This window comes from Collinsella sp. CLA-AA-H167, from assembly GCF_040095305.1.
In the GTDB taxonomy this organism is placed as follows: Bacteria; Actinomycetota; Coriobacteriia; order Coriobacteriales; family Coriobacteriaceae; genus Collinsella.
Genome location: NZ_JBBNGA010000014.1, coordinates 1 through 15,481, shown reverse-complemented (window position 1 = coordinate 15,481; position 15,481 = coordinate 1). Strand labels below are relative to the sequence as shown.

The 15,481-nt window shown below is 62.4% G+C and carries 11 protein-coding genes; 10 read left to right on the top strand and 1 reads right to left on the bottom strand.

Features of this window, described 5'->3' with window-relative positions; genetic code table 11:
- Positions 1-87 precede the first annotated feature (87 nt).
- The 8 genes from AAAT03_RS08590 (at position 88) to AAAT03_RS08555 (ending at position 10,844) form a co-directional block, all read left to right on the top strand.
- Positions 88-1,704, top strand: coding sequence for a PTS transporter subunit EIIC (locus AAAT03_RS08590; RefSeq protein WP_124786033.1), 1,617 nt, complete (start codon positions 88-90; stop codon positions 1,702-1,704).
- A gap of 3 nt (positions 1,705-1,707) precedes the next feature.
- Positions 1,708-3,090: a 6-phospho-alpha-glucosidase gene (locus AAAT03_RS08585; protein WP_161194831.1), complete on the top strand. Its 1,383-nt coding sequence runs from the start codon at positions 1,708-1,710 to the stop codon at positions 3,088-3,090.
- A 256-nt stretch (positions 3,091-3,346) separates the two neighbouring features.
- Complete coding sequence (locus tag AAAT03_RS08580; protein WP_161156351.1) at positions 3,347-5,179, top strand: NAD(P)-binding protein; 1,833 nt, start codon at positions 3,347-3,349, stop codon at positions 5,177-5,179.
- 50 nt (positions 5,180-5,229) lie between these two features.
- On the top strand, positions 5,230-6,984 hold the full coding sequence (locus AAAT03_RS08575; RefSeq protein WP_161194838.1) for a [FeFe] hydrogenase, group A: 1,755 nt from the start codon (positions 5,230-5,232) through the stop codon (positions 6,982-6,984).
- A gap of 2 nt (positions 6,985-6,986) precedes the next feature.
- Positions 6,987-8,054, top strand: coding sequence for an ABC transporter substrate-binding protein (locus tag AAAT03_RS08570; protein WP_349103108.1), 1,068 nt, complete (start codon positions 6,987-6,989; stop codon positions 8,052-8,054).
- Between the two features lie 3 nt (positions 8,055-8,057).
- The gene (locus AAAT03_RS08565; protein ID WP_349103107.1) at positions 8,058-9,434 is read left to right on the top strand and encodes an ATP-binding cassette domain-containing protein; all 1,377 of its coding nucleotides are present in this window, start codon (positions 8,058-8,060) and stop codon (positions 9,432-9,434) included.
- Between the two features lie 214 nt (positions 9,435-9,648).
- A complete protein-coding gene (locus tag AAAT03_RS08560) occupies positions 9,649-9,849 on the top strand; it encodes a hypothetical protein (protein WP_117583961.1) in 201 nt (66 codons plus the stop codon).
- Between the two features lie 83 nt (positions 9,850-9,932).
- Positions 9,933-10,844, top strand: coding sequence for a type II CAAX endopeptidase family protein (locus AAAT03_RS08555; RefSeq protein WP_349103106.1), 912 nt, complete (start codon positions 9,933-9,935; stop codon positions 10,842-10,844).
- Here the strand turns inward: AAAT03_RS08555 and AAAT03_RS08550 are convergent.
- Entirely contained in the window at positions 10,841-12,979 is a 2,139-nt protein-coding gene (locus AAAT03_RS08550; protein ID WP_271739411.1) for a YgiQ family radical SAM protein, read from the bottom strand. The two genes, AAAT03_RS08555 and AAAT03_RS08550, sit on opposite strands and share 4 nt — an antisense overlap.
- Positions 12,980-13,232: 253 nt before the next feature.
- Here AAAT03_RS08550 and AAAT03_RS08545 point away from each other — a divergent pair, with 253 nt between their 5' ends.
- Together AAAT03_RS08545 and fucO are read left to right on the top strand one after the other, a co-directional pair.
- Positions 13,233-13,949, top strand: a complete 717-nt coding sequence (locus AAAT03_RS08545; protein WP_118377270.1) for a YoaK family protein — start codon at positions 13,233-13,235, stop codon at positions 13,947-13,949.
- A gap of 165 nt (positions 13,950-14,114) precedes the next feature.
- On the top strand, positions 14,115-15,281 hold the full coding sequence (gene fucO / locus AAAT03_RS08540; protein ID WP_161194836.1) for a lactaldehyde reductase: 1,167 nt from the start codon (positions 14,115-14,117) through the stop codon (positions 15,279-15,281).
- The last annotated feature ends 200 nt before the right edge of the window (positions 15,282-15,481 follow it).

Below are 15,481 nucleotides of genomic sequence, written 5' to 3'. Positions count from 1 at the left end.
CACACATCGATTGATATAAGGCAGGGCTCACGGTCTTGTCTAGGGCACATCTGTCTTAATTTGCGGAAAAGGAAGGGGAGTACCGCTATGACCGCAAAAAAGAAGTTCAATTTCAAAGCGCCGTTGGAGGTGTTCGCGAAGTCAATCGTCCAGCCGATGATGTATCTCTCGGTTGCCGGCATTCTGCTCATCGTGGGCATTATTCTGACCAACAAGACCATTTGCGCCTTGATCCCCGTACTGGGCTCCGGTCCGTTCCAGCTTGTGGGCACCGTTGTCTATCAGTCGCTGATGTTTATCATCAACAACCTCTCGATTCTGTTCTGCGTGGGCATCGCCGGCGCCATGGCAAAGAAGAACAAGGGCCATGCTTCGCTGATTGCCCTGATGTCGTTCTTCCTGTTCCTGCAGGCTAACAACATCGTGCTCAACGCCACCGGCTCTCTTGCCGAAGCGAGCGGCATGCTCGGTCTTACCGGAACCGGCCAGAGCACCGTTATGGGCATTCAGGTGCTCGATACCGGCGTGTTTGGCGGCATCATTCTTGGTTGCATCACCGGTGCCGTGTTCAACAAGTACTCGAACAAGCAGTTCCCCATTGCCCTTTCGATGTTCTCGGGCGTTCGTTTTCCGTTCCTGATCATGATCATCATTTCCTGGATCATGGGTGCTGGCTTCTGCATCGTTTGGCCTCCGGTTCAGGGTGCCATCTCCTCCGTTGCCGGCATCATTAAGGAGTCGGGCAACATCGGTCTGTTTATCTACGGCATGCTCAACAAGCTGCTCGTTCCTACCGGTCTGCATCACCTCATCTACACCCCGTTCCAGTTCTCCGATGTGGGCGGCACCCTGACGCTGGGCGATCAGGTTATCGCCGGCGCCTATCCCATCCGTGTTGCCGAGATGGCAATGACGGGCCAGCCCTTCTCCGATAGCACCTATTTCAACAGCTACACCTTCAACAACCTGTGGCCCTACATCGGTATCGGTCTCGCCTTTATCTTCACCGCTTACAAGGGGAACAAGGATAAGACCAAGGCCGTTATCATCCCGCTGATCATCACCGCCGTGCTCTCCTGTGTCACCGAGCCCATGGACTTCCTCTTTGTCTTTGCCGCTCCCGTGCTCTTTGTTGTTCACTCGGTTCTTTCCGGTATCTTCCTGGTCCTGCTCAAGGTCCTCTCCGTGCCCGCTTCGACTGCAGGCGGCATCATCAACATCGTGGTTTCCAACCTGGTCCTTGGTGTCGATAAGACCAACTGGCCGATGATGCTCGTGCTCGGAGTCGTCAACGCCGCTCTGTACTTCTTCCTCTTCACCTTCCTTATTAAGAAGCTCAACCTCCACACGCCTGGCCGCGAGGAGGAGTCCGAGCTCGCCGAGTCCGTTGCCGAGGGCGAGGCCGCCGCGTCTGTCGCGGTGAAGCAGGGCGCTGTTGCCGCAGCTCCCGCAGAGGGCGTCGATGCAGGTATTGCCGACCTGGTCGCAGGTCTTGGCGGCAAGGACAACATCGAGGAGCTCGAGAACTGCTTTACACGTCTTCGCGTGAACGTTAAGAACCCGGACCTCATCGATGAGAACCTCATCAACCACGTGCCCAACAGCGGCATCAACCGCAACGGCAACAATATCCAGATCATCTTTGGCATGAAGGTCGCCGAGATGCGCGACAAGGTCGAAAACGCAATTGAGAAGGAGCAGTAAACAATGATCATTACTCTGTGTGGTGGCGGATCCACCTTTACCCCTGGCATCGTCAAGTCCATCGCTCTGCGCAAGGACGAACTCGACGTTGACGAGATTCGTCTGTACGACATCAACGAGGAGCGCCAGCGCAAGATCGGCGTGCTCGTGGACTGGATTCTGCACGAGGACCTCGGCCTGGACATCAAGCTCACGGTGACCACCGACAAGGAGACGGCTTTTGCCGACGCGAGCTTCGTGTTTGCCCAGATGCGCGTGGGCGGCTACGCCATGCGCGAGCAGGACGAGAAGATTCCGCTGCGCCATGGCTGCGTGGGCCAGGAGACCTGCGGTTGCGGCGGCCTTGCCTACGGCATGCGCACCATCTTCCCCATGGTCGAGCTGATCGATGACGTTGAGAAGTACGCCAAGAAGGACTACTGGATTCTCAACTACTCCAACCCTGCCGCCATCGTGTCCGAGGGCTGCCGCGTGCTGCGTCCTAATGCTCGCATCATCAACATCTGCGACATGCCGATCGCGATCATCGATGTGGTTTGCGCCGCACTCGATATCGACAAGAAGGATGTCGAGTACGATTACTTTGGTCTCAACCACTTTGGTTGGTTCACCTCGATCCGCCACAAGGGCGAGGAGGTGCTCCCGCAGCTGCGCGAGTACATCAAGGAGCATGAGATTCTGCTGCCCGACTCCTACCTCAAGGGCATGGGCTCGCTCATGGCAAAGAAGCCCGAGGAGGCCACTGACGAGCACCCCGAGCAGAACCGCCACACCAAGGGCAGCTGGTACTACGTCTGGAAGGGCGAGTACGAGATCATGGAGTGCTTCCCGGAGTACCTGCCCAACACGTATCTGAACTACTACCTGCAGCAGAAGGAGTTCGTCGAGCATTCCAACCCCGAGCGCACCCGTGCTAACGAGGTTGAGGAGACGCGTGAGAAGAACCTCTTCGACGGCATCGACCACTACGAGAAGACGGGCGAGATCGACGAGAGCACGTTCTATGCGGGCAGCCACGGCGACTGGATTGCCGATCTGGCTATCGCTCTGAAGAACGACACCAAGCAGCGCTTCCTGGTCATTTGCGAGAACAAGGGCGCTATCCCCAACATGCCCTACGACGCTATGGTCGAGCTGCCTGCCTACATTGGCAAGAATGGCCCCGAGGTCATCAGCCGCGACAACATTCCTCTGTTCCAACAGGGCCTCATGATGCAGCAGCTGAACTCCGAGAAGCTCGTGGTCGAGGCTACGATCGAGGGTTCTTACGAGAAGGCGCTCAAGGCCTTTACGCTGAACAAGACCGTGCCTTCGATGAAGGTCGCCAAGGAGGTTCTCGACGACATGATCGAGGCCAACAAGGGTTACTGGCCCGAGCTTAAGTAAAAGCAACAGGGTCGCTGGCCGCATACCTGGAGCAATGCCCCGTCCACGTGATTGCGTGGGCGGGGCATTGTCATTTGGTAACGCGTTTTACCAAATATGGCATTTATCTGCAGTAATGTTCTATTTCACCGCCGAGGGTGACATTTCATACCGCCTGCCGAACTGCATGGAGACCTAACAACTTTTTAGGTCAGTGTTGTGCGTGTAGCAACTTCGCCCGGCCTCGCCTCCGGGCTGCCATGTGAGAGGGGATCTTATGGCTCGACTGCACGTAATGGAACGCAGCCACGCTCAGGCCGTCATGGACGACCTGCACGATGCGCTCGGACGCCGTCTGGCGGTGAGTTCGCTCGCCCCGTGCCCCGTTGAGTTTACGGCAGCGCTCGTCAATCTGTGCTCCACCCAGAGCTGCGGCAAGTGCACGCCCTGCCGCGTGGGCCTGAGCGCGCTGAGCGACCTGCTCGCCGATGTGCTCGAGGGCCGCGCCGACGAGTCCACGCTCAACTTGATTGAGCGCACCGCCCGCACCATCTACCTTTCGAGCGACTGCGCCATCGGCTACGAAGCTGGCGCCATGGCACTCACGGCCATTCGCGGCTTCCGCGACGATTTTGAGCATCACATCCGCGAGCACTCCTGCGGCTTTGACCGCGAGGCCCGCGTCCCGTGCGTTTCGGGCTGCCCGGCGCACGTCGACATTCCCGGGTACATTTCGCTGGTCGAGGCCGGCCGCTATGCCGACGCCGTCAAGGTCATCCGCAAGAACAATCCGCTGCCGCTCGTCTGCGGCCTGGTGTGCGAGCATCCCTGCGAGATGCACTGCCGCCGTGGCATGGTCGACGACCCCATGAACATCCTCGCCCTCAAGCGTTTTGCCGTCGAGCACAGTGACCTCAACGACCACAAGCCGCATGTAGTGGACAACACCGGCAAGCGCGTCGCCGTGATCGGCGGCGGCCCGGCCGGCCTTTCCTGCGCCTACTACCTGGCCGTGATGGGCCATAAGGTGACCATCTTTGAGCAGCGCCACCACCTGGGCGGCATGCTGCGCTATGGCATCCCCAGCTATCGTCTGCCGCGCGAGCGCCTGCAGGCCGAGATCGACTGGATCTTGAGCGCCGGCATCGACGTTGAGCTCGATCACTCCGTCAACGGCGAGGAACTTGCCCGCCTGCGCGACGAGTTCGATGCCGTCTACCTGGCCATTGGCGCCCACAGCGATAAGAAGCTCGGCCTTCCGGGCGAGGAAGCGCTCGGCGTGGAGTCGGCCGTCAAGATGCTGCGCGCCATCGGCGACGACGAGCTGCCCGACCTGAGCGGCCAGCGCGTGTGCGTCATCGGCGGCGGCAACGTGGCCATGGACGTGGCGCGCTCCGCCGTGCGCTGCCGTGCCGAAAAGGTGAGCATCGTCTACCGCCGTCGCATCTGCGACATGACGGCCCAGGACGCCGAGATCGCCGGCGCCCAGGCCGAGGGCTGCGAGGTGCTGGAGTTGACCGCCCCGCTCGCTATCGAGACGGGCGAGGAAGGTCGCGTGAGTGGCCTGCGCGTGCAGCCGCAGATTATCGGCGAGCCCCGTCGTGGGCGTCCGGCCCCGCGTGCCGCCGCCACGCCCGAGCGCGTCATTCCCTGCGAGCGCGTGTTTGTGGCCATTGGCCAGGACATCGATTCCAGGCCGTTTGAGGACATGGGCATCGCTTGTAAGTGGGGCTGCGTGGTCACCGATTCGGATGGCGCCGTGCCCAACTTCGATGGCCTCTTTAGCGGCGGTGACTGCCAGACCGGTCCCGCCACCGTCATCCGTGCCATCAACGCCGGCCGCGTGGCTTCGGCAAATATCGACCGCTACCTGGGCTTTGACCACAAGATCAAGCTCGAGGTCGAGCTGCCGACCGTCCAGTTTAAGGGCAAGCATGAGTGCGGCCGCTGCGAGCTGGGCGAGCGCGAGGCCGGCGAGCGTATTCACGATTGGGATCTGGTCGAGCAGGGTCTCACCGAGCAGGAGGCGCGCCAGGAGGCGAGCCGCTGCCTGCGTTGCGATCACTTTGGCTTTGGCGCGTTCCGCGGAGGGAGGAACCTGGAATGGTAGAGCCCAACAACACCACCGTCAGCGACAACACCGAAAACGGAGCGCATAACATGGTCAAGCTCACTATCGATAATTGCGAGGTCGTGGTTCCCGAGCACACCACGATCCTGGATGCGGCCAAGTCCGTCAGCATCCAGATTCCCACCCTGTGCTACCTGCGCGATCTAAACGAGATCGGCGGCTGCCGCGTATGCGTGGTCGAGGTTGAGGGCTGCGACCAGCTGGTTGCCGCCTGCAACAACTACGTGCTCGACGGCATGGTGGTCCACACCAACAGCCCCAAGGCCCGCGAGGCGCGTCGCACCAACGTGCAGCTGCTGCTGTCCCAGCACGACTCGCGCTGTACGAGCTGCGTGCGCAGTGGTAACTGCAACCTGCAGACCATCGCCAACGACCTGGGTATCTTCTATCTGCCGTACGAGCAGCACCTGGCGCGCGAGGGCTGGGACTTCGATTTCCCCATCATCCGCGATAACGACAAGTGCATCAAATGCATGCGCTGCATCAAGGTGTGCGAGAGCGTGCAGGGCTTAGGGATTTGGGACCTGACCAACCGCGCCACGCATACCGCCGTGGGCACCCGCGGGCGTGCGCCGATCGGCAAGACCGATTGCGTCGCGTGCGGTCAGTGCATCACGCATTGCCCGACGGGCGCCCTGCGCGAGCGTGACGATACCGAGACCGTGTTCGACGCCATCGCCGATCCCGACAAGATCGTACTGGTGCAGATTGCGCCGGCCGTGCGTAGCGCCTGGGGCGAGGAGCTCGGCATTCCGCGCGAGGAGGCCACCGTTGAGCGCCTGGCTTGCGCCCTGCGCCGCGTTGGCTTTGAGTACGTGTTCGACACCGATTTCTCGGCCGACCTCACCATTATGGAGGAGGGCTCCGAACTGCTCGAGCGCCTAGGGAAGGCCGTCAAGGGCGAGGGCGACACCCACGGCTGGCCCATGTTCACGAGCTGCTGCCCGGGCTGGGTACGCTTTGTGAAGGCACGTTACCCCGAGTTTGTCGACAGCCTGTCCACGTCAAAGTCGCCGCAGCAGATGTTCGGCGCCATCGCCAAGACCTACTACGCCAAGGTGCTGGGCGTGGAGCCCGAGCGTCTGTTCGTGGTGTCCGTTATGCCGTGCACGGCCAAGAAGGCCGAGCGTGCGCTGCCGAGCATGATGGGCGAGGGCGGCGCGCCCGACGTGGACGTTGCACTGACGGTGCGCGAGATGGTGCGCATGATCCGCGCGAGCCACGTGAGCGTGGACACGCTTACCGAGGAGCCGCTTGATACGCCGCTGGGCTTTGGCACGGGCGCGGGTGTGATCTTTGGCGCCACGGGCGGCGTGATGGAGGCCGCCGTGCGCTCGGCCTATTACCTGGTGACGGGCAAGAACCCCGACGCCGACTTCTTCACCGACGTGCGCGGTCTGGACGGCTGGAAGGAAGCAGTGGCCGATATCGAGGGCACCAGGGTGCGCGTCGCCGTGGCGCACGGACTGGGCAATGCCGCCCGCCTGCTCGACGCGATTCGCGACGGTTGCGTGAGCTATGACTTTGTCGAGGTCATGGCGTGTCCTGGCGGCTGCGTCGGTGGCGGCGGTCAGCCCATCCACGACGGCTGCGAGCTGGCAGCTGAGCGCGGCCAGGTGCTGTGGGGCCTGGATGCCGCTGCGGACATTCGCTTCTCGCACGAGAATCCCGATGTCCAGGCGTGCTACCGCGAGTTCTTGGGCGAGCCACTCTCGCCGCTGGCCGAGGAGCTGCTGCACACCGACCATCACGCATGGACGATGCCTAACGAAGGGACGTGCTAACGATGCGCGCGTTTACTGTTGAGATGACGCGCCGGGGGTTTGCCTCGGCGCTTGCCGCGGGTGCGTTGTCGCTTGCGCTGGTTGGCTGTGGTGGCGGGTCTGCCGGTGCCGGGTCCGCCGCGGGCTCGGCTGCCGGCGGGGCTGCGGGCGCCGCGGGGCCGGTCGAGGTGCACGTCGCCTCGCTCAAGGGCCCGACGTCGATCGGTCTGGTGAGGTTTATGGACCAGGCGGCGAGCGGCGAGACGGACAACGAGTTCGACTTTGCGATCAACACCGCCGCCGACGAGATCGTGCCCAAGGTCATTCAGGGCGATATCGACATTGCCCTGGTGCCAGCCAACGTGGCGAGCGCGCTCTACAACAAGACCGAGGGCGCGGTGCAGGTCATCGACATCAACACGCTGGGCGTGCTGAACGTTGTGACGGGCGATGCGAGTGTGGCCTCGTTTGGCGACCTGGCGGGTCGCACCGTCTACATGACGGGCAAGGGCACGACGCCGGAGTACGTCATGACGGAGTACGTCATGAACTACCTGCTGGAGCGCGCGGGCCTGACCGGCCAGGTGACGCTCGAGTTTAAGAGCGAGCCCACCGAGGTGCTGTCGGCGTTGCTTGCCGATCCGTCTGCCGTGGGCGTGCTGCCGGAGCCGTTCAAGACCGCTGCTATCGCCAAGAGCGAGGGCAAGCTGTCGGCACCGGTGAGCCTGACCGATGTGTGGGACGAGCTGGCAGGAGACACGGGCTCGCGCTTGCTGACGGGTGTGACCGTGGTGCGCCGCGCGTTTGCCGAGGAACATCCCGAGGCCGTGGCGGAATTCCTGAGCTGCCACGAGGCGAGCGTGAAGGCTGTCAATGCGGCGCCGTCAGACTGGGCGCAGGCCGTGGTCGATGCCGGCATCGTGGACAATGCCAAGATCGCCGAGAAGGCGATTCCCGGGTGCATGCTTGTCTGCCAGACGGGCAAGGATATGAAGGCGGCACTTAGCGGGTATCTGCAGGTGCTGTCCGACGCGGACGCGAGTGCCGTGGGTGGTAAACTTCCGGCTGACGATTTCTGCTACTTGGAGTAGCCCGTGCGTGCGTTTGCTCGACAAATGACAGAGCGTATGAAGGCGGTGGCGGCAGCAGGTGCCGTCGCCGCCTTTTGGCTTGCCGTGTGGATCTTTGCGGCGTCGCTGGTGGCGCAGCCGCTGATCTTGCCGGGGCCGGGTGCTGTTGCCTTGGCGCTTCTGCGCCTGGTGTGCGATGGCGGTACCTGGGCGATTTTGGCGGGCTCGGGCGCGCGGATACTGGGCGGGCTGGCGCTTGCCGCGGTGTGTGGTGGTGTGCTTGCCGGGATTTCGTCACGTTCGCGGGCGTTTGCGCACCTGGTGGCTCCGGCGCTGTCGTTTGTAAAGGCGACACCGGTCGCCTGCGTGGTGGTCCTGTTGCTAATCTGGCTGGGGTCGGCGCGCGTGAGCATCGCGGCAGTCTTTTTGATGGCGCTGCCGGGCGTGTATTTTTCGCTGGCCGAGGGCTTGGCACAGGTGAATAAACCGCTGGAGCAGATGTTCCGTCTGCATGGCGTGCGCGGCTGGCGACTGTTTTGCGCCCATACCTGGCGCGAAGTCCTGCCGTTTGTGCTTTCGTGTGCGCGTGCCGTGATTGGCATGAGCTGGAAGGCCGGCGTGGCAGCCGAGCTCATCGGCATGGCGGTGGGCACCGTGGGTGAGCGCATCTATCAGGCGAAGCTTTTGATCGAGACGGCTGATCTGCTGGCGTGGACCGTGCTGGTCGTTGCCGTCTCGTGGGCGTGTGAGCGCGTGCTGGTGTGGCTGCTGTGGGTTTCGGGACCCGTGGCGTGGCGCGTGGCCGTGCGGGCGCATGGGCGCGGCGCTCGCGGGCGTGCGGGGGCTGCCGGGGGCGGCGCTGCGGCGGAGCTTGCGCTCGCCGTGGGCGAGCGGGCGCCCTGGGCTCCGGCGCTCGACGGACTGACACTCCGTGTGCCCGCCGGTGGGCGCGCCTGCGTGATGGGCGCCTCGGGTGTGGGCAAGTCGACGTTGCTTGCGCTGGCTGCGGGGGAGTGCGCGCCGTGCTCCATGGTGTTTCAGGACGTGCGCTTGGTTGAGGACGTTTCGGCTTTGGAAAACGTGCTGGTGTGCGCCGACGCGCGCGTGGACGCCTCGGGTGCCGCGGCCCTGCTGCGCCTGTTGGTGCCGGGGGTCGATTTGCATGCTCGCGTGGCCGAGCTCTCGGGTGGGCAGCGTCGTCGCGTCGAGATTGCCCGAGCACTGCTGTGCCCGGGCGGCGCGGTGATTCTGGACGAGCCCTTTACCGGCCTGGATGTCGTCGCGCGCGATGCGACGGCCGAGGTCGTGCTCGATCTGCTCGACGGTCGCACGCTCCTACTCGCCACACACGATGCCGCTGACGCTCGGGCCCTCAATATCTCGGACATCATCACGCTCTAAATACTTACTCAGCAACATAATAATCCGTTTTTCTCCGTCCCCATGGGGCGGGTGTGGTATTCTATCTGCGGGGTAATACTTAGGAATACCAAGTAATACCAATGCCGTAGAAACAAACTCAGGATGCGGGCCAATCGGGTTGCCTTCACAGTCCGTCGCCCAGCCGCGTGGCCCGCATCTATCCGCACCACCGTCGTTTCAAAAAGGAAGCGCCATGGCAGAACACATGACCCCGGTTGTCGCGAAGGTCTTGCCCGAGGAAAAGGCGGCCTTCGCGGCGGCAACTCAGCTCGTGGGCACCACGCCGTCCAACGCCATCCGCATGTTTATCGCCGCGTTCAATCGCTGCGGCACCTTCCCGTTCGACATTTCGCCCAACGGGGCCTTTGGCACTGCGCCTGATTCTCATCAATAAGTGATCCGTTTTCCTCCATCCCCATGGGATCAGCTCTCTGCCGAGTTGTGGTAGAACTAGGGAACGGTTTTGAGGAGGTTGGCATGCTCAATGCGATGATTTGGGCGCTTGCCTGTTTTGGCGTCGTCGCTGCCGATATAGCCCTGAGCGTCGTTTTGTTCTCCGCCCTTGGCGTCGCATCGGTGTTCATGGGTTTTTCAATCGATGACCTCGACATTCAATTGCTTCAGGCCGTCGCGCAGACGGTATCGTTTTTGATGGCGCTGCTGTGGTGGCGTTATCTGTGGCCGCGCTCGTTTATGGTGCGCTGGCAGGGCGAGCGCCCGCTTGGCGGGGGAGCAGGCAAAGCATGGAGGCGCATCGCCTGCGTTATCGTGATCGGCCTTGCCCTGCAGGTGGTCGTTGGCTACGTGACCGACGCCGTGCTGTCGCTGTTGCCCGAGGCGGCGGCCGATTACAGCGAGCTTGTCGAGGAGACGGGCATGGGCGACACGAGCTATCTGGCCGTCCTGACCACGGTGCTCGGCGCTCCGTTTTGCGAGGAACTGCTGGTGCGCGGTATCATTTTTGAGTTTTCGCTCCGAGCGTTTAACCCGCAGTGCCGTCCGCTCTGGAAACGCCGGCGCCGCGCGAACGCGCAGGACGGCGCCATGGTGCCCTGGGCGGCCCCGAGCACGTGGGGTATCGCCGCGGCGGTCGTGCTGCAGGCGGCGATCTTCGGTTTTATGCACATGAACTGGGTGCAGGGCTGCTATGCGGGCGCTGCCGGCCTCATTTTTGGCTGGGTGCTCGTGACGACCGGGAAGCTCCGCTACACGATCCTGCTACACTTTGCCTTTAATGCCGGGTCGTATCTCATGACGTTGCTCTGGTTTGTGAACACGCCGTTCGACGTGGTAATCACGGTCACCATCGCCGGCATCATCCTCGTGGAGGCGATGCGCTCACTGCGCCACGCATGCGAGATGGGCATAGCGACAGCACCGCTGCCCTAATTGCGGCGTCCGCCTCCGTTGGCGCCCTGACGCCCCTGAGCTGCACGGTTGCGGCCGGCGGTGTTCTGCGCACGCGACATGCCGCCGTGCCCCTTGCTGCCCTTGGGGCCCTTGCCGGCGCCACCGTGGGCCTTGCCGCCCTTCTTGCCGGTGCCATGCCCGCCGCCGGCAGAGGTCTCGCCCGGGCGTGGCGGCACGGGGCGAATCAGGCAATGCTTGGTGTAGCCGATCAGATCGCGACGGCCAGCCTTTTCCAGTGCCTCGCGCACGAGCTTGTAGTTCTCGGGCTTGCGATATTGGATGAGCGCGCGCTGCATAGCCTTCTCGTGCGGGTCGCGCGCCACATAGATCGACTGCATGGTGCGCGGGTCAACGCCGGTGTAGTACATGCAGGTGCTCATCGTGGACGGGGTGGGGTAGAAGTCCTGTACCTGCTCGGGCATGTAGCCCATGTCGCGCACAGCCTCGGCAAGCTCCACCGCTTCCTTCATCGTCGAGCCGGGGTGGCTCGAGATCAGATACGGTACTACGTACTGCTTGAGTCCGTATTCGCGGTTCAAGCGTTCAAATTTACGACAGAACGCATCGTAGACGGCGCGGCTCGGTTTGCCCATTACGGAGAGCACCGCATCGCTCACGTGCTCGGGTGCCACGCGTAGCTGGCCCGAGACATGGTGCTCCAACAGCTCGCGCAAAAACTCGTCCGAGGCGTCGGCCATGGTGTAGTCAAAGCGGATGCCGCTGCGGACGAAGACCTTTTTGACGCCCGGCAACTGGCGCAGATCGCGCAACAGCTGCGTGTAGCCGCTTTCGTCGACCACCATGTTCTTGCACACGCTCGGCCATAGGCAGCGCTTGTTCTTGCACACGCCGTGCTTGAGCTGCTTGTCACAGGCCGGGCGGCTAAAGTTAGCCGTCGGTCCGCCAACGTCGTTGATGTAGCCCTTAAACTCGGGATCGCGCGTGAGCAGCTCGGCCTCGCGCATGATCGAGTCGTGGCTGCGCATCTGCAGCACGCGGCCCTGGTGGAAGGTGAGCGCGCAAAACGAGCACTCGCCAAAGCAGCCGCGGTTAGAGCTGATGGAAAACTTGATCTCGGCAAAGGCCGGCACGCCGCCCGCGGCGTCGTAGTCGGGGTGCCAATCGCGTGCGTAGGGGAGTTCGGCGACCTCGTCCATCTCGTCGGTGGTGAGTGTCGCCGACGGCGGGTTTTGCACCACATAGACGCTGTTGGGGTAGGGTTCTACCAGGCGATGCCCGGTGATGGGATCCATGTTCTGCTGCTGCACGTTAAAGCTGCGGGCGTAGTTGAGCTTGTCGGCAGCAAGGTCGTCCCAGCTGGGCAGCAGGTCGTAGTCGTAGACCTCGTCGAGCGAGTTGGTACGGTAGACGGTGCCGTTGATATAGGTGATCTGATCGACGGGCAGTCCCGCGTCGAGCGCGTCGGCGATCTCGACGATCGCGTGCTCGCCCATGCCGTAGATGAGGATGTCGGCGCCCGAGTCGAGCAGTACCGAGCGCTTGAGCTTGTCCTGCCAGTAGTCGTAGTGGGCCAGACGACGCAGGCTCGCCTCGATGCCGCCGATGATGATGGGCGCGTCCTTGAACGTTTGGCGGATGAGGTTGCCGTAGACCGTGACGGCGCGGTTGGGGCGGTGCCCCTCTTTACCGCCAGGGGTGTAGGCATCGGTGTGGCGACGATGCTTGGTCACCGAGTAGTGGTTGACCATGGAGTCCATGTTGCCGGCACTGACGAGAAAGCCCAGGCGCGGCTCGCCGAGCACGGTGATGCTGGCGGGGTCGGTCCAGTCGGGCTGACAGATAATGCCCACTTTGTAGCCGTGCGCGTCGAGCACGCGGCTGACGATGGCCATGCCAAAGCTGGGATGGTCCACGTAGGCGTCGCCGCAGATGTAGACAAAGTCGCACTGGTCCCAGCCGCGCGCATCCATGTCGGCGCGACTGACGGGGAGAAACTTATCGCGGCCCGGACGCCAGGGGCGGGCGGGCGTCGCTTGGGAATGCTTGGTGCGGGCGACCGTGGCCTGCGCCTTACCGCCGCGCTTTTGCTGCTGGCCCTGTTTGCCCTGCTGACTGCGCTGGTTGTTCTGAGCGTGCTGAGGCTTTTTTGCCACGATCCCTCCCGGTGTTTGTATGCTGCACGTAATTGTAACCAGTCTTTTTGGGACGGGGCTAAAAAGACTGGTGGAGTACATGGGTTGGCGGATCGGCGTATCGATGCGGGTGCCGTTTGTTTCCAGACTGTGTATCTGCGCGTTGGGGAGCCCGTCTCGCGCGCATGCCATGTTGTCAATGGGTTACAGTATGAACGGCGGCTATGTTTCCGCCAACGCACGAGAGAGTCGTCAACAAGGAGGATGCACGACGATGCAGCGTGCCAAACAGATATCGGAGTCCATCGAGCTGGGCATCATCTTGGCGCTCGCCGGTGGCTTTATGGACGTTTATTCGTACATTGGGCGCGATCATGTTTTCGCAAACGCGCAGACGGGCAATATCCTGCTCGTGGGCGTGAGCATCTCGGAGGGCAACTGGGCGCTGGCGGGGCGCTACTTCTTCCCTGTGGTGTCGTTTGCTGTGGGTATTATGCTTGCCGACCTGGTTCACGAGCGGTTTGGCAGTGTGATTCACTGGCGCCAGGTGACGGTGTTTTTTGAAGCCGTTATCTTGCTGGGCGTGAGCTTTATCCCGGGCGGCGGTTACAACCTGCTCGCCAACTGCCTCACTTCGTTTGCCTGCGGTATGCAGGTAGAGAGCTTCCGCAAGATCCACGGTCACGGCATCGCTACGACCATGTGCATCGGCAACTTGCGCAACGCGCTACAAAACGTGGATGATTACATCATCACCCACAGGCGCGGCTTTTTGGAAAACGGCCTGCTGTACTTTGGCGTGATCTTTACCTTTGTGTTTGGCGCCGTGTTGGGCAACTGGTGCATTGAGCGCATGGGCCTGCACGCCATCGTCGTGGCGAGCTTGCTGCTGTTTGTCGCGTTTGCCATCATGTTCATCGACCGCGAGCGCGACTTGCGCTTACGCTGGAAGGTTGCGGCCGAGGCTTGGAAAGAGGGCTGCCGAAAGTAACCGAATGCGGCAAAGGGGCTGTCCCTTCGCCGCATTATTTTTCATCATATGTTGAAACGCTTTAACACTTTTGATGTTCTCGCGTGTTTTTTGTTACAAAAGCGTTAGGATGGGACTCATAGCGCGGGGCGTAATGGGTGCCCCGCACACGATAGGAGGCTATCAATGGCTAATCGTTTCGTTCTCAATACCATCTCTTATCATGGTTCCGGCGCCATCAAGGAGATCCCCGGCGAGCTCCAGCGTCGCGGCTACAAGAAGATCTTCGTCTGCTCTGATCCCGACCTGGTCAAGTTTGGCGTTACCTCTAAGGTGACCGACGAGCTCGACGCCGCCGGCATCGCTTGGAGCCTCTACTCCGAGATCAAGCCCAACCCCACCATCCAGAACGTCAAGGACGGCGTCGAGGCCTTCAAGGCCGCCGAGGCTGACGCTATCGTGACCATCGGTGGCGGCTCTTCCATGGACACCGCCAAGGCCATCGGCATCATCATCAACAACCCTGAGTTCGCCGATGTCCGCAGCCTCGAGGGCGTTGCTCCCACCAAGAACCATGCCGTGTTCACTATCGCCGTGCCGACGACCGCCGGTACCGCTGCTGAGGTGACCATCAACTACGTCATCACCGACCCCGAGAAGGTCCGCAAGTTCGTGTGCGTCGACACCAACGACGCCCCCGAGGTCGCCGTCGTCGACCCCGACATGATGGCTTCCATGCCCGCCGGCCTTACCGCTTCCACTGGCATGGACGCCCTGACCCACGCCATCGAGGGCTACACCACCAAGGGCGCTTGGGAGCTCTCCGACATGTTCCACTTTGAGGCTATTAAGCTGATCAGCGAGAACCTGCGCGACTCCGTCGCCGAGGCCAAGTCCGGCCAGCCCGGCTCCGGCCGCGAGGGCATGGCTCTTGGCCAGTATGTCGCCGGCATGGGCTTCTCCAATGTCGGCTTGGGCATCGATCACGCCATGGCCCACACCCTGTCCGCTCACTACGATACCCCGCACGGCGTCGCTTGCGCCATGCTGCTGCCGATCGCCATGGAGTTCAACAAGCCGGTTTGCGCCGAGCGTCTGGCCAAGGTTGCCGTCGCCATGGGCGTTGACACCACGGGCATGAGCACCGACGAGGCCGCCGACGCCGCCATCGCCGCCGTCAAGCAGCTCTCTGCCGACGTGAACATCCCGCACGTCTGCGAGGCCATGAAGGCTGACGAGATCGAGGTCCTGGCCAAGGACGCCATGGCTGACGCCTGCTTCCCGGGTAACCCGCGCGAGGCGACGCTCGACGACGTCATCGAGCTCTTCAAGAAGATCTGCCCGGCTGCCTAACTTGGTTCGGCGGGCCCCTGCCCGTTAGCCCCACAATCGTCCTCGGACATGTCGGAAGCCCCCGCTGCGCACTTGAACTGCGTCCCAAATCTTGGACGCCCTAAATAGCGACTAGGCCGCGAGGGCCTGATTCCGGAACTCCTCCGGGGTCAGGCCCTTCAATCTTACCTGCCTCCGGCTCGTGTTCCAGTGGACTATGT